18 protein-coding genes are annotated in these 21,757 nt (G+C 64.8%); 13 read left to right on the top strand and 5 right to left on the bottom strand.

Annotated features, from left to right (window positions below; genetic code table 11):
• Nucleotides 1-40: 40 nt before the first annotated feature.
• Genes AC1DQK_RS00435 through AC1DQK_RS00420 form a run of 4 tightly spaced genes read left to right on the top strand, consistent with a single transcriptional unit; the run spans nt 41 to nt 9,421 of the window.
• Entirely contained in the window at nt 41-1,444 is a 1,404-nt protein-coding gene (locus AC1DQK_RS00435) for a multiheme c-type cytochrome (protein ID WP_477866255.1), read from the top strand.
• On the top strand, nt 1,441-3,447 hold the full coding sequence (locus tag AC1DQK_RS00430; RefSeq protein WP_477866253.1) for a heme-binding protein: 2,007 nt from the start codon (nt 1,441-1,443) through the stop codon (nt 3,445-3,447). Before AC1DQK_RS00435 ends, AC1DQK_RS00430 begins: the two co-directional genes overlap by 4 nt.
• Nucleotides 3,447-5,357 (top strand): hypothetical protein, encoded by a 1,911-nt coding sequence (locus AC1DQK_RS00425; RefSeq protein ID WP_477866251.1) that lies wholly within the window; start codon nt 3,447-3,449, stop codon nt 5,355-5,357. The genes AC1DQK_RS00430 and AC1DQK_RS00425 overlap by 1 nt, the downstream gene beginning before the upstream one ends.
• Nucleotides 5,358-5,392: 35 nt before the next feature.
• Nucleotides 5,393-9,421: a multiheme c-type cytochrome gene (locus tag AC1DQK_RS00420; protein WP_477866953.1), complete on the top strand. Its 4,029-nt coding sequence runs from the start codon at nt 5,393-5,395 to the stop codon at nt 9,419-9,421.
• A gap of 72 nt (nt 9,422-9,493) precedes the next feature.
• Here the strand turns inward: AC1DQK_RS00420 and AC1DQK_RS00415 are convergent, their stop codons facing one another.
• The 4 genes from AC1DQK_RS00415 to fsa are packed head-to-tail and all read right to left on the bottom strand — an operon-like array spanning nt 9,494 to nt 12,192.
• Entirely contained in the window at nt 9,494-10,012 is a 519-nt protein-coding gene (locus tag AC1DQK_RS00415; protein WP_477866249.1) for a GNAT family N-acetyltransferase, read from the bottom strand.
• 4 nt (nt 10,013-10,016) lie between these two features.
• Nucleotides 10,017-10,943, bottom strand: coding sequence for a tyrosine recombinase XerC (locus AC1DQK_RS00410; protein WP_477866247.1), 927 nt, complete (start codon nt 10,941-10,943; stop codon nt 10,017-10,019).
• Nucleotides 10,928-11,488 (bottom strand): DUF484 family protein, encoded by a 561-nt coding sequence (locus AC1DQK_RS00405; RefSeq protein WP_340313229.1) that lies wholly within the window; start codon nt 11,486-11,488, stop codon nt 10,928-10,930. Before AC1DQK_RS00405 ends, AC1DQK_RS00410 begins: the two co-directional genes overlap by 16 nt.
• A gap of 50 nt (nt 11,489-11,538) precedes the next feature.
• Nucleotides 11,539-12,192 (bottom strand): fructose-6-phosphate aldolase, encoded by a 654-nt coding sequence (gene fsa, locus AC1DQK_RS00400; RefSeq protein WP_477866245.1) that lies wholly within the window; start codon nt 12,190-12,192, stop codon nt 11,539-11,541.
• A 167-nt stretch (nt 12,193-12,359) separates the two neighbouring features.
• On the opposite strand from fsa, the gene AC1DQK_RS00395 reads away from it, so the two are divergent.
• The 9 genes from AC1DQK_RS00395 (at nt 12,360) to AC1DQK_RS00355 (ending at nt 21,529) form a co-directional block, all read left to right on the top strand.
• Nucleotides 12,360-13,583: a hypothetical protein gene (locus tag AC1DQK_RS00395; RefSeq protein ID WP_477866243.1), complete on the top strand. Its 1,224-nt coding sequence runs from the start codon at nt 12,360-12,362 to the stop codon at nt 13,581-13,583.
• A gap of 10 nt (nt 13,584-13,593) precedes the next feature.
• Nucleotides 13,594-15,762 carry a primosomal protein N' gene (locus AC1DQK_RS00390; protein ID WP_477866241.1) on the top strand — a complete coding sequence of 723 codons (2,169 nt, stop codon included), beginning with the start codon at nt 13,594-13,596 and terminating at the stop codon, nt 15,760-15,762.
• A 142-nt stretch (nt 15,763-15,904) separates the two neighbouring features.
• On the top strand, nt 15,905-16,699 hold the full coding sequence (fliP, locus tag AC1DQK_RS00385; RefSeq protein WP_477866239.1) for a flagellar type III secretion system pore protein FliP: 795 nt from the start codon (nt 15,905-15,907) through the stop codon (nt 16,697-16,699).
• 123 nt (nt 16,700-16,822) lie between these two features.
• On the top strand, nt 16,823-17,104 hold the full coding sequence (fliQ, locus tag AC1DQK_RS00380) for a flagellar biosynthesis protein FliQ (RefSeq protein ID WP_477866237.1): 282 nt from the start codon (nt 16,823-16,825) through the stop codon (nt 17,102-17,104).
• Entirely contained in the window at nt 17,101-17,883 is a 783-nt protein-coding gene (fliR, locus tag AC1DQK_RS00375; protein ID WP_477866235.1) for a flagellar biosynthetic protein FliR, read from the top strand. Before fliQ ends, fliR begins: the two co-directional genes overlap by 4 nt.
• Before the next feature lie 3 nt (nt 17,884-17,886).
• Entirely contained in the window at nt 17,887-19,026 is a 1,140-nt protein-coding gene (gene flhB / locus AC1DQK_RS00370) for a flagellar type III secretion system protein FlhB (RefSeq protein ID WP_477866233.1), read from the top strand.
• A 110-nt stretch (nt 19,027-19,136) separates the two neighbouring features.
• Nucleotides 19,137-20,765 (top strand): flagellar filament capping protein FliD, encoded by a 1,629-nt coding sequence (fliD, locus tag AC1DQK_RS00365; RefSeq protein ID WP_477866231.1) that lies wholly within the window; start codon nt 19,137-19,139, stop codon nt 20,763-20,765.
• 32 nt (nt 20,766-20,797) lie between these two features.
• The gene (locus AC1DQK_RS00360) at nt 20,798-21,196 is read left to right on the top strand and encodes a flagellar export chaperone FliS (protein ID WP_477866229.1); all 399 of its coding nucleotides are present in this window, start codon (nt 20,798-20,800) and stop codon (nt 21,194-21,196) included.
• A 54-nt stretch (nt 21,197-21,250) separates the two neighbouring features.
• A complete protein-coding gene (locus AC1DQK_RS00355; RefSeq protein ID WP_477866227.1) occupies nt 21,251-21,529 on the top strand; it encodes a hypothetical protein in 279 nt (92 codons plus the stop codon).
• A 3-nt stretch (nt 21,530-21,532) separates the two neighbouring features.
• Here the strand turns inward: AC1DQK_RS00355 and AC1DQK_RS00350 are convergent, their stop codons facing one another.
• Nucleotides 21,533-21,712: a DUF4169 family protein gene (locus AC1DQK_RS00350; protein ID WP_477866225.1), complete on the bottom strand. Its 180-nt coding sequence runs from the start codon at nt 21,710-21,712 to the stop codon at nt 21,533-21,535.
• Nucleotides 21,713-21,757 lie beyond the last annotated feature (45 nt).

The raw sequence follows: 21,757 nt of genomic DNA, 5'->3' as shown, positions 1-21,757 counted from the left end.
TCCAGTCGCGAATAGGGATCGGCATTTAGGGAGCGCCGAATTGGGGGGAAAAGTCTCGGGCGGGCTGTCCTTTGTCTGCGGCATCGTCGGTGCCGCACTCGTCGGCTGTGCCCTTCTCATCCTTGCTCTGACGAGCACGGCCGACCGCGCAGCCGCGTCGTCGGCTTCTGCTGCGTCCGCCAATGCCCATGTCGGCGTCGCCTCCTGTTCGGGTTCGACCTGCCACGGTCGCAGCGAGCCCACCGGCAAGGTCGTGCGCCAGGATGAGATCCTGCATTGGCAGGACGCCTCCAGCCAGGGCGGTTCGCATAGCCGGGCCTTCGCGGTGCTTGGATCGGCTCGCGGCCAGGCGATCGCCGCCAAGCTCGGCCTGGGTTCCGCTACCTCTGCGGGCGAATGCCTGGGCTGTCACGCCGATCCCGCTTATGCTGGCAAGGGGTCCCGCTGGCATGTCGAAGATGGCGTCGGCTGCGAGGGCTGCCATGGCGGCGCGCAGAAATGGCTGTCGAGCCATTATGCCGTGGGCCAGACGCATGCATCCAACGTCGCGAGGGGGATGTATCCGCTCGATCAGCCCCGCTCACGCGCCGAGAAATGCCTCGATTGCCATTTCGGCAGCGATCGACCCGGGCAGTTCGTCTCGCACCGCATCATGGCCGCCGGCCATCCCCGGGTTTCGTTCGAGCTCGATCTCTTCTCGGCGCTCCAGCAGCACCATGACGAGGACGCCGACTATCTCCAGCGCAAGCGCCGCACCAACAATGTCCAGCTATGGGCGATGGGCCAGGCAACGGCGGTCAGCCGCGCGACAACGCTGTTCGCCAATCCGCGGCTCGGTACCCAAGGCGTATTTCCGGAGATATACTTCTTCGATTGCCAGACCTGCCATCGCCAGATCGTCGACGGCCCCGCTGGTCGCGCCACCTGGGTCGCCAATCCGGGTCGACCCATTCCGTCGGGCATGCCGGCCTTCAACGACGAGAATATCATCATGCTCTCGGCGGCGGCGAAGATAGCCGCACCGGGCATGGCTGCACGGTTCGACGCCGACTCGCGCGCCTTCCACGCCGCACTTGCGAAGGACCGCCCGGCGGCGGTGGCAGCGGCCCGCACGCTGGGCGCGTCGGCCAATGCCCTGGCCGACGCGATCGGCAACAGCGCGTTGGGTCGAGCCGAAACCTTCGCGATCATCGACAGCATCGCCGGCAGCGCCATCTCGCCACGCTTCACCGACTATGAAGGATCGGCGCAGGCCGTGATGGCGATCGATACCCTGGTCAACGCCCTCGTCCACCAGGGCTATGTCAGCGAAGACAGCGCGCGCAACGCACGCGGCGCTATCGATCGGGCTTACAAGGCGGTCGGCAATAGCAATGCCTATCGCCCCGCAGATTTCCGGGCGGCGCTGAGTCAGGCAGCAGCGTCGATAAGGGCTCTCAAATGACTTTTGCTTCGCGTGCTGTAGCGATCCTTACCACTGTCGCCTTCGTACTCACCTCCTGTGGCGGCGGTGGCAGCGGAAGCTCGACCCCTTCCACGCCCTCTACCCCGTCCCAGACCGCCGTATTCGCAGTTCCGCCGCAGGAAGCGCTGACCGCGGCTGACGTGCAGAAGGTGATGGCACAGGCGATCGAGGAGGCAGCCGCACGCAACAAGCCCGCAGTGATCGCGGTGGTGGACCGGGTGGGCAACGTCCTCTCCGTGTTCCAGATGAATGGCGCCCCGACGACGCTTACCATCAAGACCACCCATCGCGCGGTAACGCCGACCGATGTCGAGGGTCTCGTCGTAGCCGGCTCCGCCGCAGCCAACCCGCTCGCCGCTGGCGCCATCGCCAAGGCGATCACCGGCGCCTATCTCTCCTCGTCCGGCAACGCCTTCTCGACCCGAACGGCGAGCTTCATCGTCCAGGAGCATTTCCCGCCGGGCGACAACCAGCTGGCGGGCGGTCCGCTGTTCGGCGTGCAGTTCAGCCAGCTGCCCTGCTCGGATTTCAATCAGCGCTATCTTCAGGCTGGCGGCGCGTCTGCCTTCATCGGGCCGAAGCGCTCGCCATTGGGGCTGGCCGCTGATCCGGGCGGCTTCCCGCTCTACAAGAATGGAGTCGTTGTCGGCGGTATCGGCGTCATGGCTGACGGGCTTTATGGCTATGATCCCAATATCGACGATTTCGACAGCGACGATGACGAATATATCGCGACCGCGGGCACGGTCGGCTTCGACGCGCCGGACGCGATTCGCGCGAACAACATCAATGTCGTCGTCCAACTGCGCTATAACGATGCCGATCCTTCGAAGCTGAAATCGGCGCCGGCCAACGCTCGCGCCTTCTCTGCCCTGAACGGCACGGTGGGTTCGCTCGTCTCGATCCCCGGCTATTACGCGCAGGGATCGACCCCGACCGTCTTGGCGGGCCATGCCTATGGCAGCGAAGCCTCCGGCTATCGGGCCGCCACCGCAGCGGAGCGGAGTTCAGGCAATACGATCGACAATGTCGACGCGTTCATCCTCACGGACGGCTCCGGCGCAAATCGCTATCCCTTGCGCGGCGGCACCGATGGCGCGCGCGTCGGCACGCCATTGAGCCAGGCCGAAGTGAAGGCAGTGCTCGAGGAAGCCTTCAAGATCATGAGCCGCGCGCGCGCGCAGATCCGCAAGCCGCTCGACAGCCCTGCCCAGGTCACGATCTCGCTGGTCGATACCGATGGCAGCATTCTCGGCGTTGCGCGCTCGCCCGATGCGCCGGTGTTCGGAACCGACGTGTCGGTACAGAAGGCCCGAACGGTTGCATTCTTCTCCGGGCCCAGCGCCGCGTCCGATCTGCTGGGCAACAGCAGCGCGGATGTCCAGGGCTTCGTCGGCAAGACCCGCACCTTCTTCAACGATCCCGCAGCGCTGACTGGCAAGACCGCGTTCGCGGACCGTTCGATCGGCAATATCGCCCGGCCCTTCTTCCCCGATGGCGAAACCTCGCGTGCCAATGGCCCGCTCTCGCGTCCCTTCAGCCAGTGGAGCCCCTTCTCGACCGGACTGCAGAGCGCGCTGATCCTCAACAATCTCGCCGAGCATCTCGGCTTCGTGCTCGGCGCTTCGTCGACCGACACGCGCCAGCGCTGCACCTTCAATCCCGATGTGCCCGGCAAGGCCCAGAACCGGCTGCAAAACGGCATCCAGATCTTCCCCGGCGCCTCGCCCATCTATCGCGGCAGCACGCTGGTCGGGGCGATCGGCATCTCGGGCGACGGCATCGACCAGGACGACATGATCTCGTTCCTCGGCCTCTTCAACGGCGGGCAGCGCGTCGGCGGCATCGGCCATGCGCCGACCGCGATTCGGGCCGACCAGCTGGTCGTGAACGTCGGTGCCGGCGTTCGGCTGCGCTATGTGAACTGTCCTTTCGCGCCGTTCCTCGACACCTCCGAACAAGTCGTGTGCGACGGCAAATAATGGCAGCCGCGCTCTCCTCTCTCATCCTGCACGCGGTCGCCTTGGCAGCCGCAGCACCGGATGAAGCTGCGGCACCTGCGCCGGAGCCCGCTACGATTGGCGCAGCCAGCGATCCCAGCGTTCTGACCGTGCCGGCCACCGCTCCCGCCGCAACGGTGGAGGACAGCTCCATCGATGGCCGCCGCCGCCCTGGCTATGTCGAGAAGCTTCCGCCGCCGGTGGTGCAGAACAATGTCGGCGCCGTCTCGGCACCGCCGCCGGAGGCCTTCCCGACCGACGAGTTCCCGATCCCCGATCGCTGGCGGCTGGCCAAGGCGTTGTGCCCCGACAAGAATTTCGTCGGCCTGCAAAATGTCTGCCATTCGCAGTTCGATCCCTATCACCAGAACAGCCTGAAGGCCGACCGGCCGATCCAGCTCGACAAGAAACCGTTCTTCCTGCCGATCACAGGCGACGACTGGTTCTTCGCCCTGAACGCGATCTCGGATACGATCCTGGAGCCGCGCTCCTTCCCGACACCCGTGGCAGACCAGACCAGCGACTATCCGGGAGCGATCGGCCAGTTCGGTCGTCAACGCAGCCTCGTCGCCGCCCAGACCTTCATCCTGGGCGCGGGCCTCACCAAGGGCTCGACCGCCTACAAGCCGCCGGACATCGAGTATAAGATCGCGCTGGCCTACAACATCAACTATGTGAACGTCGAGGAACGCCGCGTCCTCAACGTCCGCTCGTCCAAGCCCAGCCACCGCACCGATGCCTTCCTGGGCGTCCAGGAGTTCTTCGTCGACAAGCATATGGGCAATCGCTCGGATCGCTTTGACTTCGACTCGCTGCGCATCGGCATCCAGCCCTTCCAGGCCGATTTTCGGGGGTTCCTGTTTCAGGACAACCAGTTAGGCATCCGCTGGTTCGGCAATCGCGACAATAATCGCTACCAGTATAATATCGAGTTGATCTGGCGCCTCGACAAGGACACCAATAGCGGGCTGAACGACGTCACCCGCAAGCCGCGCGACGACTACATCTTCCACACCAACGTCTTCGTGCAGGATTTCCCGCTGCCAGGCCTGACGTCCCTCGCCTCCTTCACCGCGAACATCAACCGCGAGAAGGACCGCGATCTCGACCATAACGGCTTCCCGGTGCGCCCGGCGCTGCTCGGCGATCAGCGGCCGCGGGAATATGACGCCTTCTATCTCGGCTACAGCCTCGACGGGCGGATCAAGCGCTTCAACATCTCGTCGAGCGTCTATGGCGTGTTCGGCGAAGACCGGAACAGCTTCTTCACGTCGAAGCCCGCCAAGATCCGCGCCTTTTTCGGGGCAGCCGAACTCAGCTACGATATAGACTGGGTGCGCGTGAAGCTGTCCGGCCTCTACGCCAGTGGCGATCGCAAGGCAAAGGACAACAAGGAAACCGGCTTCGACGCAATCTTCGAAAACCCGATTTTTGCCGGCGCCGACACCAGCTATTATATCCGCCAGGGCGTCCCCTTCGCCGGCGGCGGCGTCAACGTCGCGCTCAGCCAGCGCAATGGCATATTGAACGATCTTCGCACGTCGAAGGAAGAAGGCCAGTCCAACTTCAACAATCCGGGCACGATGCTGCTCGGCGTCGGAGCGGACTTCGACATCCTGCCGCAGCTGCGCCTGTCGACCAACATCAACCATCTCTGGTTTGCAAACACCGCTGTGCTGCGCGAGCTGCGCACCGAGGGCAGCATTCCGAAATCACTGGGCTGGGATTTGTCGAGCGCGCTCATCTGGCGGCCGAGCATGGTGCAAAACGCCATCGTCCGGCTCTCGGGCGCGGTGTTCGATCCCGGCAAGGGCTTTGCCGATCTCGTTACGAATTCTCGCGGTGACGACCGATATTATTCGGTGCTGTTCAACGTGATCTTGACCTACTGAGGATGTCGATGGGGGCTTTGGGATCGATGCGGACGATGCGGTGGGCGGCCCGTGGCGCTATGGCGCTGGCGGCGGCCGTCACCTTCCTCGTCTCGGTGCCCTCGCCTGCCCCCGCGTCCGAAGGGGAGAAGCCCGTTGCGCGCACCTACGTCAAGGTGGCCGATGCGCCACGCACCCAGGAATGGAGCGACGCCGACGGCAAGAGCGTCGGCTGCATCTCCTGTCACACCGCATCCGATCGCAAGACGATGCACGGTACCGAAGCGGTCGTGCTCGGTTGCGTCGATTGCCATGGCGGCGACGCCACGGTCAGCGTCGATGCTGGCCTGAAGGCGACCGACGCCGCCTATGTCCGCACCCGCGACAAGGCGCATGTCCTGCCGAAATATCCCCACGCCTGGAACTGGCCATCGTCGGCCAACCCCAAGCGCAGCTACACCTTGTTGAACAAGGAAGCGCCCGAATATATCCGCTTCGTCAATCCGTCCGACTACCGCGTAGCGCGGCAGGCCTGCGGGGCCTGCCACCTGGAGATCATCCAGGCGTCGGAGCGATCGTTGATGGCCACCGGCGCGATGCTGTGGGGCGGCGGCGCCTACAATAACGGCATCGTTCCCTACAAGAACTATGTGTTCGGCGAAGCCTATACCGCCAAGGGCGAGCCTGCGCAGATCAAGTCGCCTGGCAGCCCTCCCGGCACTGTCACGCCCGAGCAGAAGGCGCGCGGGGCGCTGCCGGTAATGTACCCGCTGCCGACCTGGCACGTGATCCCGCCCGGCGACATCTTCCGCGTGTTCGAGCGCGGCGGACGCACCATCAACAGCGGCTTCGCCGAAATCGGCCTGCCCAACTCGACCGGCAGCATCCAGCGCCTCGAGGAGCCGGGCCGTCCCGACCTGAAACAGTCGAACCGCGGCCCCGGCACCGGCCTGCGCGTCGCGATCCCGGTCCTCAACATCCACAAGACCCGTCTGAACGACCCGTTCACCTGGTTCATGGGCACCAACGACCAGCCCGGCGACTATCGCAATTCGGGCTGCGCATCCTGCCACGTCGTCTATGCGAACGACCGCGAGCCCACCCACAGCCTGATCTACGCCCAATATGGCCGCGACGGGCAGACCGCGACGGTCGATCCGACGATCAAGGACAAGCTGGAGCCAAAGGACGACGGGCATGGCCGCGGCCACGACGACGTCAATGCCCATGCCGACAAGGCCGCACATGGCGCCGAGGGCGTGCCGCAGCATCCGATCGGCGCGATGAAGGAAAAGGGTCACCCGATCCAGCACGCCTTCACCAAGGCGATCCCGACAGCGCAGTGCATGAATTGCCACATGCACCAGCCCAACATTTTCCTGAATTCCTATCTCGGCTACACGATGTGGGACTATGAGTCCGACGCGCCGCTGATGTGGCCCGAGCATCAGAAGAACCCGACGATCGCCGAGCGACATGCCGTCCAGCAGCGCAACCCCGAGGCTGCCGCCGCTATCGGCAAATGGTCCGACCTCGATTTCCTGCGCAACGTCTATGACGACGTAAACCCGAAGGCCAAGGACACGCAGTTCGCCGATTATCACGGCCATGGCTGGAACTTCCGGGCGATCTACAAGCGCGACCGCGAGGGCAACCTGCTCGACGCGGAGGGCAAGATCGTCTCGCCCGACGATGCCGAGAAGTTCCGCAAGAACGGCATGCCTGAGTTCGCTCCCGTCGGCGAGCAGAAGGGCAAGGCGGTCCACATGATGGACATTCACGCCGAAAAGGGCCTGCAGTGCGCCGACTGCCATTTCGCGCAGGACAGCCATGGCAATGGCCTGATCTACGGCGAAGTCGCCAATGCGGTGGAGATCGGGTGCAAGGACTGCCACGGCACCCCCGACGCCTTCCCGACGCTGCGCACGTCCGGGCCGGCCGCTCGTCCCGGCGGCACCGACCTCTCGCTGCTCCGCAATTCGGATGGCCGCCGCCGCTTCGAATGGACGGTCGACGCCAATGGCGAGCGCGCGCTGATCCAGCGCTCGATCGTCGATCCCAGGCTCGAATGGAAGGTTTCGCTGGTCAAGGAATCGGTCGACCGCGACAGCGCCCATTTCAATCCGCTGGCGGCCCGCTCCAAGCTGATGGGCAAGGCCGGCGTCGAAACCGGCAAATTCGACTGGGGACCGGGCGTCGCGCCCGAGGACCGGGCGCATAATGTCGACAAGATGGCCTGCTTCACATGCCACCTGTCGTGGACCACGTCGTGCGGTGGCTGCCATCTGCCGATCGAGGCCAACTGGAAGACCAGCAGTCACAAATATGACGGCATCGAGACCCGCAACTTCGCGACCTATAATCCGCAGGTCGCGCGCGACGAAATGTTCCAGCTCGGCATCCACCAGACCACCAAGGGCAACATCATCGCGCCGGTGCGATCGACGTCGGCGCTGGTGCTGTCGTCGACCAACCTGAACCGCGAGCGCATCTACATCCAGCAGCCGCCGCTATCGTCGGCCGGCTTCTCGAGCCAGGCCTTCGCGCCGCATTTCCCGCACACGGTCCGCAAGACCGAGACCAAGAAGTGCACCGACTGCCACCTGTCGGTGGACGACGACAACAACGCGATCATGGCGCAGCTCAATCTGCTCGGCACCAACTTCGTCAACTTTGTCGGCATGAATGCCTGGACGGGGTTGGAGAAGGGCATCGAGGCGATCCGCGTCACCGAGTGGAGCGAACCGCAGGCCGTGATCGGCTCCTATCTCCACAAATATGCCTATCCGGACTGGTACAAGCAGCATCTGGACCATGGCCGCGAGCTGATCGAATGGGTGCGTGGCACGCGTTTCGGAAAGAACGGATCGGGCGAGCCCGACGCCGTCGAGGAGTTCGCCAACACCCATCATGCCACCGACGGTGCTGCACGCTGCGTGCAGCTGCGCGGCGAATATTTCTTCGTGGCCGAAGGCAAAGGCGGCTTCCGCGTCTATGACGTGGCGTCGATCGCCAACAAGGGCACCTCGCAGCGCATCCTCACCGCGCCCTTTTCGCCGCTGGGCCAGGACGATCATGTCGGCAGCACCAACGCGACCTGCATGGCTTTGCCGACCGACCAGAATATCTCGACCGAGCGCAATGATCACATCATCAAATATTATCCCGAGAACGAAGAGCAGAAGATGGGCGAAATCTATCGCTACGCCTTCGTCACGGACTCGGTCGAAGGCCTGATCGTCGTCAACGTCGAGACGCTGTCCGACGGCGAGCCCCGCAACAACTTCCTCAAGCGCACCGTCACCTGGAATGAGAACAACATCCTCGCCGGCGCGCGCCACATCACGCTGGGCGGCAACTATGCCTATATCACGGCCGATGTCGGCCTGGTGGTGGTCGATATCAGTGACCCCAAGCATCCCAGGCTGGCGGCGACGGTGCCGCTGCGCGATGCCCGCGCCTCGGCGCTGCAGTTCCGCTACCTGTGGGTGACCACCGCCGAGGGACTGCAGCTGCTCGACGTGACCCATCTCGACCGGCCGGTTCTGATTCCTTCGGCGACGGTGCCGATCGCCAATGCCCAGCGCGTCTATGTCGCGCGGACCTACGCCTATGTGGCCGCCAAGCAGGATGGCCTGGTGATCGTCAACGTGACGCGGCCACTGAAGCCGGTGGTTTACCAGAAGGTGACGTTCGACGGCAGGCTCAACGACGCCGAGGACGTGATCGTCGGCACCACCAATGCGTCGCTGTTCGCCTATGTCGCCGACGGCCGCAACGGCCTCAAGGTGATCCAACTCACCTCGCCCGCCAGCCAGCCCAATTTCTACGGCTTCGCGCCCGCGCCCAAGCCCGAGCTGATTGCCTGGGCCCGCACCCCCTCGCCCGCGCTCGCGCTGTCGAAAGGCCTCGACCGCGACCGTGCGGTGGACGAGAGCGGCAACCAGATCGCGATCTTCGGCCGTGTGGGATCACGCCCGTTCAAGCGCAGCGAAATGGAACGCCTGTTCCTCAACTCCCGCGGCGAACCTTGGAAGGTCAGCGACACGGCGACCTTCGCGGACTGGGTACCGGGACGGAAATAGCCTGATATTCTTGGATGGCAGATCACTGCACCCGGCGGAGGCCGGGCCCTGTTCATGCCATGCGAAAGCGACTCAGGCGTCGAGCGCCTTCTCCAGCACCACCATTTCGAGCGGGGGATCCATCTCGATCGGGAAGGGGCGCCGTTCGCCTGTCTTCCGATATCCACGCCGCTCATAATAGGCGATCAGCTCGGAACGCTGGGAGATCACGGTCATCTCCATCAGATGCGCCTCGAACGCCGCAACCGCGGTCGTCTCGGCCGCAGCGATCAGCATCTTGCCCAGTCCGCGCGTCTGCAGCTGCGGATCGACAGTCAGCAGTCCGAGATAGGCGGTGCCATATTCGCGGTCACTGACCTGGACGCAGCCGGCCAGGCGATCGCCATCAACTGCCACCAGCAGCCGCTCATTATCATCGTCGATGGTGGCGGCCAGGATGTCGTGGCTGGTTCGCTGACCCTCCAGGATGATGTCAGCCTCATGCGTCCAGCCAGCCTTGGCCTCATCGCCGCGATAGGCGCGTTCGACCAGCAGGTGGAGCTCCGCCAGATCGGCGTGGCTGGCACGGCGTATCGTCAAGGACAACTTCATCCCTTCAGGCTCTCGGGTGGGCATTGCGATAGACGTCCATCAGGTGCGCGGAATCGACACCGGTGTAGACCTGGGTCGACGACAGGCTGGCATGGCCGAGCAATTCCTGCAGCGATCGCAGGTCGGCGCCGCGTCCCAGCAGGTGGGTGGCGAAACTGTGCCGCAGCGCATGGGGCGTGGTCCGCTCACTCAGGCCGAGCCGCCCCCGCGCCGCCTGCACCGCGCGGCGGATAAGCTCGGGCGCCAGTGGGCCACCGCGTGCACCGCGAAACAATATCTCGCCGCGCGCCGCGCCATAGGGCGATAAGGCCACATAGCGCTCGATCGCGATCCGGACGGGTTCGAGCATCGGCACCACCCGCGTCTTGGCCCGTTTGCCGGTCACCATCAACCTGTCCCCCAGCGGCATTATGTCGCCGGTCAGCGCCATCGCCTCGCCGATCCGCAGCCCCGCTCCGTAGAGCAGCAGCAGCACAGCCTCGTCGCGCGCGGCGATCCAAGGTTCGGCGGCCGAATCCGCGGCATCTTCAGTGATTGCGCTGACATCGTCGGGCGAGATCGGGCGCGGTACGCCGCGCTTGATGCGCGGCCCCTTGACCTTGACCGGTTTGGCTGCGCCCTCGCGAACGGCGACATAGTCGAGGAAGGTGCGAACCGCCGACAATTCTCGCGCGGCGGAGACATTGGCCAGTCCCTCCGCGCGCCGCTCGGCGAGATAGCCCCGAATGTCGCCGCGCTCGAGATGCGCCAGCAGCTTGCCATCCACCGGGACACCGCGATGCCGGCCGATGAAGGCAATCAATCGATGCGCCGTCGCAAGATAGGCTCTTATGGTATGTTCGGAGCGACGCCGGTCGCGGCGCAGATGATCCGCCCAATCCACGGCAAGCGTGCGGGCGGGATGATCATCCAGTGTCAGGGCAGCAACCACCGCCCTATCATGCGCGAAAGCATCGCCCCGAGGAAGCCCAGCAATTCGGAACCCGCACGGGTATCGAAACCCTGCGGCCGGCGCTGGCCCAGCGCGACCACGCCGCCGGGAAGCGGTGGCTCGGACGGGAGGCGCACCAGCGCCTCGGCGCGAATAAGCTCGGAAGCCGGGCCGAACAGCGGATGGCCGCGCTCCACGCCGCGCATCACTACGCCCTGGATGTCCGCGATCGACCGCTCGATGATTCGCCGCTCGACGAACTGCATGCCAGACGCATCCGCTCGCAATCCCTTGTCGCCGACGAACAGCGCGACCGAAACCGCATCCAGCCCGAGCAGATCGGGCCACAGCTGGGTGACGATATGGATCAGGTGATCGAGGCCGTCGGCCTCGGTCGCGGCGAGCACGGCCGAATGGATCGAGGAAACAGCGCCGGAATGGCCGCGGGCAAAAGCGATCAGGTCCTGATTCGCCTCCTCGACTTCGGCCATGCGCCGCCTCAGCGAGGCCATCGCACCGCCTTCGAAATCGATCACGCTTCCCATGGACGGCAGTTTAGCGTCCAATGGTTAACGCACAATTCGTTTGTTTGCGCTCAGAGGATGCTTTGCCCGGTCTTGGCCCAGTCGGCCATGAAGCCGGCAATGCCTTTTTCGGTCAGCGGATGATTGAACAGCGAGCGGATCACGGCCGGCGGCGCGGTCATCACATCGGCGCCTATCTTCGCGGACTCGAGGACGTGGATCGGGTGGCGCACGCTGGCGACCAGGATCTCCGTGCCGAAGTCGTAATTGTCATAGATCTGGCGGATGTCGGCAATCAGGCCCATGCCGTCGAAGCCGATATCGTCATGCCGGCCGACGAACGGCGAGATGAACGAAGCGCCCGCCTTGCCGGCGAGCAACGCCTGGTTCGCCGAAAAGCACAGCGTGACGTTGACCATCGTGCCGTCGTCCGACAGCGCCTTGCAGGTCTTGAGGCCGTCGATCGTCAATGGCACCTTGATGCAGACATTGTCCGCGATCTTCCGCAGCAGTTCGGCTTCGCGCATCATCGTAGCATGATCGAGCGCCACGACCTCAGCCGACACGGGGCCGGACACCAGGCCGCAAATCTCGGCGATCACTTCCACGAATTTGCGGCCCGACTTCGCGATCAGCGATGGGTTGGTAGTCACGCCATCGACCAGACCGGTCGCAGCCATATCGGCGATTTCGGCAGTGTCGGCGGTATCGACGAAGAATTTCATGGGGCGCCCCTTGGCTATATCGATCTTTGCGCCCGCCTATAACGGCGGCTGGCGCATCCGCCTAGGGACTGTCCGGCACTCCCGGAACAAAAGCGGCTGCAGGAGTGTTGCGCCCGGGCATATCGAACCTCACGCCGGAGTTCACCCAAGTTAGCAATGGCCTGACAATGGCACCCCAACACCCACAAGCCTCGCTTTCGGCAGAGAAGAATGTGGTGATGTTGTTCCTCGGCGGAGCGCATCAGCTGTTTCACCTGGCGCCCGTCGCCGCCATGTTGAGCCGGATCGCCCCCGGCACTGCTGTCACCTGCATCGCCGCCGACGCTCATGTCGGGCAACTGCTGGCGGACGTCCGCGACCGGTTGAATTCACCTGACATGGCGATCGAGGTGGTCGATCCGCCCCGATGGGGCCACCGCCTGGCCGCGCTGTTCAGGCGCCATAGCCTCGTGAAGCTCGCGCTGCTCTGCAGCCTCGCACGCCGGCTGTCGTCGGCAGCCGCCATCGTAACGCCGGAGCGGACCTCGGCCTGGCTGCGCATCCTGCACGTCACGCGCGCCCGCATGATCCACTTCCGCCACGGCGCTGGGGACCGCGCGCCTTCATCCGAGCGGAGGCTGAAGGCCTTCGACCTGATCGTCGTGCCGGGCGAGAAAGATATCGAACGCGCTATAGAACTGCGGCATGTCGATCCGGCGCGCCTGAAGGCCGGTGGCTATGTGAAGCTCGACTACCTGCGCCACTATGTCCGCTGCGACGCTCGGCTGTTCGACAATGATCGGCTGACCATCGTCTATAATCCCCATTTCGATCGCGCCATATCGTCGATCGACGTGGCGAGAACGGTGGTAGAGACGATCCGGAAAGATGGCCGCTACAATCTCGTCTTAGCACCGCATATCCGTATCGCCGAAAACATGACGTCGGATGATCGCGCCAGTTGGGGCGCACTGGGCGAGCCCGGCCGTGTCATCGTCGATCTTGATTCGGATCGGCTGATCGACATGAGCTATATGCGCATGGCCGACATCTATCTGGGCGACATGTCGAGCCAGCTATACGAGTTTCTGGTGGAGCCGCGGCCAGTGGCGTTCGTCAACGCGCATGGCGTCGATTGGGAAGATGATCCCCGCTATGCCGGTTGGCATCTCGGCAAAGTCGCCGTGCGGGCGGAACACCTGATGCGGGCGATCGACAGTGCTGTTGCCGAACATCCCGGCATGATCGAGCGCCAGCAAGCGGCGGTGCGGCGGGCGTTCGGCGAGATCGATGGCGCCTGCGAGCGCGCCGCACATATATTGGCCGAAATGATCGCCGAGCCGGCATCGAAATCGTCCCCGGCGCGGCAGCTGGCGGGCGGAAGAGTTGCAGCCCTGAGGCCCTCCCCCTAAGCACGGTCGCATGGCTCGTGCCCATGTGCTTCTCGTCAATCCTGCCCTTGGCCCGCTCGATTATCGCGTCGATCGGGAGCATGTCGTCACGCCCGGCAGCATCGTCCTCGCGCCGCTGGGGCCACGCCAGATGGTAGGCGTCGTCTGGGAGGAAGAGACGCTGCCGTCGGCCGACCAGGTCGGCGACAACCGGCTGCGGCCGCTGCTCGGCGTCTATGACGTGCCGCCGATCGCCGCGCCGCTGCGCCGGCTGATCGAATGGACCGCCGACTATTATCTGGCGCCGCCCGCGGCGGTGTTGCGGATGGCCCTGCCGTCGTCGMGCGCGCTCGACGGCGCGCGCACCATCACCGAATATCGCCTGACCGGCGAGCGGCCCGGCAGGGTGACGCCGCAGCGTGAACAGGCGCTCGACCGGATCGGCCAACGCCAGGGGCTGATCCGCGAACTGGCCACCATCGCCGACGTCTCCGACGCAGTGATCCGCGGCCTGGTCAAATCCGGGGCGATCGAGGCGGTGACGGTATCGATCGACACGCCTTGGCCGTCGCCCGATGCCGACCACGACGTGCCTATTCTGTCGGATGAGCAGCAGCTTGCCGCCGGCCTGCTGGCCGATGCGGTGCGGGCGGCCGACTTTCATCCCTTCCTGCTCGACGGCGTCACGGGATCCGGCAAGACCGAAGTCTATTTCGAGGCGATCGCCGAGGCGCTTCGCCTAGGCCGGCAGACGCTGGTGCTGCTGCCCGAAATCGCGCTGACCGAGCCCTTCCTGAAGCGGTTCGAAGCGCGTTTCGGCCATTTGCCGGTCGCCTGGCACAGCGAACTCCGCCAGTCGCAGCGGCGGCGCGCCTGGCGGGGTATCGCCAATGGCGAGGCGCAGGTGGTGGTCGGGGCGCGCTCCGCGCTATTCCTGCCGTACCGCAATCTTGGCCTGATCGTCGTCGACGAGGCGCATGAAGCCAGCTTCAAGCAGGAGGACGGGGTCCTCTATCATGCCCGCGACGTGGCGGTGATGCGCGCCAAGCTGGAAACAATCCCGATCGTGCTCGCCTCGGCCACCCCGGCGATCGAGACCCGGCAACAGGCGGCGATCGGACGCTATACCGAACTCAAGCTGGCCTCACGCCACGGCGGCGCCGAGATGCCACAGATCGACGCGGTCGATCTGCTCGCCGAGCCACCGCCGCGCGGCCGCTGGCTGGCGCCGTCGCTCGTGCGCGCGATGCAGGACCGGCTGGAAAAGGGCGAGCAGAGCCTGCTCTTCCTCAACCGCCGCGGCTACGCACCGCTGACGCTGTGCCGAACCTGCGGGCATCGCTTCCAATGCCCGAACTGCACCGCATGGATGGTCGAGCATCGCCTGCTCAGCCGGCTGCAATGCCATCATTGCGGGCACAGCATGCCGCCGCCCGCGCAATGCCCCGAATGCAAGGACGAGGATAGCCTGGTGGCGTGCGGCCCCGGCGTCGAGCGGATCGCCGACGAAGTGACGGCTCTGTTCCCCGAAGCGCGCATCGCTATCGCCACGTCCGACACCTTGTCGACGCCAGTGCGCGCCGCCGAGTTCGTCGAGCGGATGGACGCGGGTGATATCGACGTGGTCGTCGGCACCCAGCTCGTCACCAAGGGCTATCATTTTCCCGAGCTGACGCTGGTCGGGGTGATCGACGCCGACCTGGGCCTTTCCGGTGGCGATCTCCGCGCCGCCGAACGCAGCTTCCAGCAGATCTCCCAGGTGGCGGGCCGCGCAGGCCGAGGTGCGAAGCCGGGCCATGTCTATATCCAGACCCACGCCCCCAAGGCGCCGGTGATCCAGGCGTTGCTGTCCGGCGATGCGCAGAGCTTTTACGCAGCTGAGACCGAAGCGCGGAAGATGGCCGAAGCGCCGCCGTTCGGCCGCTATGCCGCGATCATAGTGTCTTCGGAAAAGCTGGATGAAGCCGCTGTCACGGCGCGACTGATCGGCCGCACCTCGCCCGCAGTGGAGGGCATGCACGTCTATGGCCCGGCCCCCGCCCCGCTGGCGATGCTGCGCGGACGGCACCGGCAGAGGCTGCTGGTTCACGCACGGCGCTCGCTCGACGTCCAGCAGGTCATAAGGGACTGGCTCGGCCCGCTGGAGTGGCCGCGCGGCGTGCGCGTGGCGGTGGATGTCGATCCCTACAGCTTCCTTTGACTTTCATCGTCATCCCAGCGGAAGCTGGGATCTCGCTGCCTTTCTCGTCCGCACAAGGGAACTGAGATTCCAGCTTTCGCCGGAATGACGAAGAGAAGAGGACGAAGCGCTTGAAGTTAACCTGCCCAAGTGCTGAAACCCCATGATGACAGGGGGGCGCCGCATCACCATCCGATCGATTCTGGCTATCGCAGTACTGCTGTTCACGGCTCTCCTGATCGCCGATCCCGCCATCGCCTCCACCGCAGGGCCGGCGCAGACCGGCGCGCTCGACCGGGCAATGACGACGATCTCGGGGGATGGCCGGCCGCTGTCGCTGTCGTTGCAGATCCTGGTGCTGATGAGCCTGCTGACGGTGCTGCCGTCGCTGGTGCTGATGATGACCAGCTTCACCCGGATCATCATCGTGCTGTCGCTGCTGCGCCAGGCGCTAGGCCTGCAGCAGACGCCGCCGAACCAGGTGCTGGTCGGCCTGGCGTTGTTCCTGTCGCTGTTCATCATGCGGCCGTCGATCGACCAGATCAACGCCAATGCCTTCAAACCCTATGGCGCCGGGCAGATCACGATGGAGGAGGCGATCACCCGCAGCGGCACGGTGTTGCACCGGTTCATGGTCCTCCAGACCCGTCAGACCGACCTGAAGCTGTTCGCTGATCTCGCCAAGGCACCGCGCTTCGCCCGCGCGGCCGACATTCCCTTCTCCATCCTGCTGCCGGCTTATGTCACGAGCGAGTTGAAGACGGCGTTCCAGATCGGCTTCCTGATATTCCTGCCGTTCCTGGTGATCGACCTGGTGGTCGCGTCGACCTTGATGTCGCTCGGCATGATGATGCTGTCTCCGGCGATAATCTCCATGCCATTCAAACTGTTATTGTTCGTTCTTGTCGACGGATGGGCACTGACTATGGGCTCGCTGGCGGGGAGCTTCGCGACGTGAGGGGCGCCTTCTCGCCCGTCATCCCAGCGAAAGCTGGGATCTCTTTGCCTTGTCCATCGCCAGAGACAAGGGAGATCCCAGCTTTCGCTGGGATGACGAATGGTGGGTCGATGGGGCGCGCGCATGGATAGCGCCGGCTCCCCCGACTATTTCATCGGCATCGCCCAGCAGGCGATGTGGATCCTTGCGCTCGCATCGGCGCCGATCCTGATCCCGGCCCTCGTCGCCGGCATCATCCTGGGCATGATCCAGGCGGCGACCTCGATCAACGAGCAGACGCTGAGCTTCGTGCCCAAGCTGATCGTCGTCGGCATTGCGCTGGCCCTGTTCGGTGGCGCGATCATGATGCTGCTCGCCGATTTCACCCGCGAGATGTTCGCGCGGATTCCGGACATGCTGAGATGATACCCCAAGGCCTGGCCGGGGTGGAAACCCAGCTCTGGCTCTGGATGATCGCGATGATCCGGCCTGGTGCCGCTTTCATCGCCGCCCCGGTGTTTGGCGCGCCGCAGGTTCCGCTGCAGCTTCGTGCGGTCGTGGCGCTGGCGATCGGAGTGCCGGCGCTGGCCAATACGCCCTTCGTATTGCCGGTGGGCGGGGTCGTCTCGGTTGCCGGCTTCGTGCTGGTCGCTGGCGAGGTGCTGGCCGGACTGGCGCTGGGTTTTGCCGTCCAGATCGGTTTTTCCGCCGCGATGGTCGCAGGCGAGGTGATCGGCAACGCCATGGGCCTGGGCTTTGCCGCGATGGTCGATCCCGCGAGCGGAGCCCCAAGCCCCGCGGTCAGCCAGTTCCTGTCCTTGATGGCGGTCTTCCTGTTCCTGTCGACCGGCGGCCATCTCCAGCTCGCTGCGATCATCGTCGAAAGCTATCACGCGCTGCCGCCGGGCGAGGCGTGGCTCGGGGCGAAGAGCGTGCAAGGCCTGGTGTTGTTTGGCGGCGACCTGTTCGCCGCCGGGCTCGCTATCGCGCTGCCGGTGGGCTTCGCGATCATTCTCGTCCAGTTGGTGATGGCGATGCTGGCGCGCTCGGCACCGCAGATGAATATCTTCTCGGTCGGATTGCCTGCCACGCTCATGGCCGGGCTGGTGCTGATGGCGATAGCCGCGCCGGTCATGGCCGACGGCATCACCGCAGCGATCCAGCGTGGACTGGCCGAGGCCCGGCTGCTGGCCGCGGGGAAATAGGCGGTGGCCGAGGGTCCCGAGGACGACGAGAAAACCGAAGCGCCGACCGCGAAGCGCCGGCAGGATGCCACCGACAAAGGTGATGTCCTGCAATCCAAGGAGCTTGGCACCGCATTGGTGATGATTGTCGGTGCCGTCTGGATCGCGATGGCCGGCCCCTGGCTGATCGCGGCGCTCAAGCAGATGCTGTCGAACGCACTGTCGTTCGACAGCAGTGCCATCCAGGATTTCGATCCGCTCGGCGCGGTGTTCTCCACCGTCGCCACGATCGCCATGCCGATCATCCTGCTGTTCGCACTGACCATGGCAGCGGCGATCGCGGCGCCCGCGATGCTCGGGTCGCTCGGCTTCCGCTGGTCGGCGATCAGCTTCAATCCGGGCAAGCTCAACCCGGCGGCGGGGCTCAAGCGCATCTTCGGCATGCAGGGGCTGATCGAGCTGGGCAAGTCGCTGCTCAAGATCATCGCGCTCGGCGCGGTCGGCTACTGGCTGCTGATGGACCAGGTCGCTGCCATCGTGACCATGGGGCAGCAGGATATGCGCACCGCGCTCAATCATCTCGGATCGACCTTCATCTTCGCGGTCCTGGTAATGACGATGGCGCTGGCGATCGTCGCCGGCGCTGACGTTCCCGCACAGATCTTCCAGCGGGCGAAAAGGCTCCGGATGTCCAAGCAGGAGATCAAGGACGAGAGCAAGCAGACCGAGGGCTCGCCCGAAATGAAAGCGGCGATTCGCCAGAAGCAGATGCAGATGGCAAAGGGCTCGGCGCGCAAGGCCGTGATTGAGGCCACCGTGGTTCTCACCAACCCCACCCATTTCGCCGTCGCCCTGCGCTACAAACCCGGGTATGACGCCGCGCCGATCGTCCTCGCCCGCGGACGCGGCGCCACCGCCGATGCGATCCGCGAGCTTGCCGCAGAACTCGAAGTGCCGTTGCTGCAATATCCGCAGCTCACGCGCGCGATCTATTATACCAGCCGTTCGGGGCAGATGATCCGCGATGACCTGTTCATCGCGGTCGCGGCGATCCTTGCCTTCGTGTTCAATCTCGACCGCGCGATGGCGGAGGGAATCGTCCAGCCCGACATCGAGGTGCCGACCGGCGCGCGGTTCGATGAGGATGGCCAGACCGTCGTCTAATCCTCGGCGCCATGAACAGGGTTAGCGTCCGTTAGGGAAATGAAAGGACTTGTCCCGCTAAATGCGCCTTCGGGTGCGCCGTTACCGGCAGCAGCAGGATGGTGTTTCAGATGGTCACGTCGGTCGGATCTTCGATTCTCACGGCGCTGGGAGCGTCCAGCATCGATACGGGTTCGCTCGTCGACCAGCTCGCGACGGCCGCGATCGCCGACAAGCAGAAGGCTCTGACCACGCGCGAGAGCGCAAACACCAGCAAAATCTCCGACCTCGCGACCGCAGTCAATTCGATCGGTTCCTTCTCGTCATCGCTGTCGAGCCTGGTATCGGGCGGCACGCTGTTCACCCAGCCCACCAGTTCCAACAGCGCGATCGTCAATGTCAGCGCCATCGCTGGCGCGCGACTCAACGGGCTGTCCGCCACGATCAAGGTCGGCAAGCTCGCCGCCGCGCAGACGATGACGGCCGCCCCGCTGCTCTCCGCTGCAACGGCCGTCGGGCTCGGCACGCTCAGCCTGAAGGTCGGCAGCCAGACCAAGACGATCACCATCGATGCGACAAACAATTCGCTTGCCGGCCTGGCCAAGGCGATCAAGGATTCCGGCCTGGGCGTGACCGCCAGCACCGTCGTCGATGCGTCGGGTGCGCGGCTTGTCGTCAAGGGCACAACCGGTACGACCAATGCTTTTTCGCTGACCATGACGAGCGGCAACGCCGCCGAGTTGGGCCGCTTCGTCTATGATCCGACCACCTATGATCCCGACAACATCACCGGCCTGACGCTCCAGCAGGAGGCGCAGAACGCCGAGCTGACCGTGGATGGGGTGGCCGTCACCAAGGGGAGCAACAGCTTCACCGACGTGATCGAAGGGGTGAAGATCGACCTGGTCTCGGCCGCACCCGGCACCAGCATCTCGATCGGATCCAGCCAACCGGTCGATGCGATCAAGCAGGCGGTGGGCGATTTCGTCTCTGCCTATAACGAGATGAAGACGACGCTGACCGGGATGACCGGCACAACCGGATCGCTCCGCGGCGATGCCGGCCTGCGCGCGCTCGTTCAGCGGCTCGGCACGCTTACCTCGACCAAGCTCACCTATGCCACCGACGGCAGCCCCACCACCTTGGCGGAAATCGGCGTATCGACCAGCCGCGACGGAAGCCTTGTGCTCGACAGCGCGAAGCTGTCGACGGCGATGACGGCGAACCCGAGCGCGATCGAGGCGATGTTCAACCCCGGCCAGCGCAGCGACAACGCCCTGATCAAGATCACCAACGCCGTGGGCAAGGTGAAGGGCGGCATCTACACCGTCACCAATGCGACGCCCGGCAGTAGCGGCACCAACGCTTCCGCGACGCTCGACGGCGGCTATACCCTGCCGCTCGGCCCGACGGGAGTCACCGCCTCCTTCGTATCGGCGGCGGTCGGCCTGTCGTTCGACGTGCTCGGCCCGGTCACTAGCGCCAAGATCACCATCGACATGGGCCTTCAGGGCGCGCTCGACGCGATCAAGAACGAAATGACCGCAAGTTCAGGCCAGCTCACCACCTCGCAGAAGAAGCTCGAGAACGAGAAGGCGGCGATCAGCGACTCCAAGGAGAAGCTGACGACCAAGGACACCGCCTATCGCGACCAGCTGACGAAGCAGTTCACACGGATGCAGTCGGCGCTGCTCGCCTACAGCTCGACCCAGAGCTACCTCACCCAGCAGGTGAAGCTGTGGACCAACGGCAGCAATTGATCTCGAACCCGACGAAGAAGAGAGAATAAGGCATGTTCATGAACAACGGCTATGGCGCGATGGGGGGGGCGAGGCTGCGCTACCAGGCCGTCGATATCGAGAGCCAGGTCGAAGGCGCGTCGCCGCACCGGCTGATCGGCATATTGTTCGAAGAACTGATGAAGGCGATCGAGATCATGCTGGCCGCGCAGCGGGCCGGCAATCGCGCCAAGACGATCGACAAGCAGGCCCGCAGCTCGACGATCCTCCTTGCGCTGGAAACCAGCCTCGACTTCCGCAACGGCGGCGAAATCGCCATAAACCTGGCGCGGGTCTATCGCGAGGCGCGCCGGCTGATCCAGGAGGGCGGACGCGGCGACGATCCCGCCATGGTGGAACGAGCCCGTGACCTGCTGGCGGGGATCGTCGATGCCTGGGAACAGATCGGCTGATCTTTAGGGACTGTTAACGCTGCCGGCCGCATCATGCGGCTGCAGGAGACGATCATGGCGCTGTTCAACCACAAGTCCGCAGGCGAAGCCGCCCCCTTCAAGGAACGGCGCACAAAAGGCCGTGTCGTGGCATTCAGCGCCGACATTGTCGCCGAACATGTCCCCTCTCCGGCTCATGCACTCCAGCAGATGCTGGCCGATCGCGCCGTCGAAAGCTTCATCGCCGATCCCGCGGAGCGTCGCCGTGCGCTGATCCGCTTCGTCGGCATTGCTATCCTGCTGTGGGGTGGCAGCGCGACAGCGCTCGCCACGATGATGGCTCTGGCGCGATAGGGCTCAGTCTCTCTCCAGCTTGGCGCCGTCCAGCAGCCTGGCCGCCCTTTGCGCTTCGGCCTTGTCCCTATCCTTCTCGGCCTTGGTTCGCCCGAATTTCGCGCGATTGGCCTCCGCCGCGACGCGCTTGTCGAGCTTGCCCTTCGCCTTGCGCGCCTTGTTGAGATTGACCAGGTCACCCATCCCTTGATTCTGCCCGCGCGCCGCAGGTGACGCAATCCCCTCGAT

It is taken from the genome of Rhizorhabdus sp. P4_G5 (genome assembly GCF_056401065.1).
This window is presented reverse-complemented; position numbering and strand designations above follow the sequence as displayed.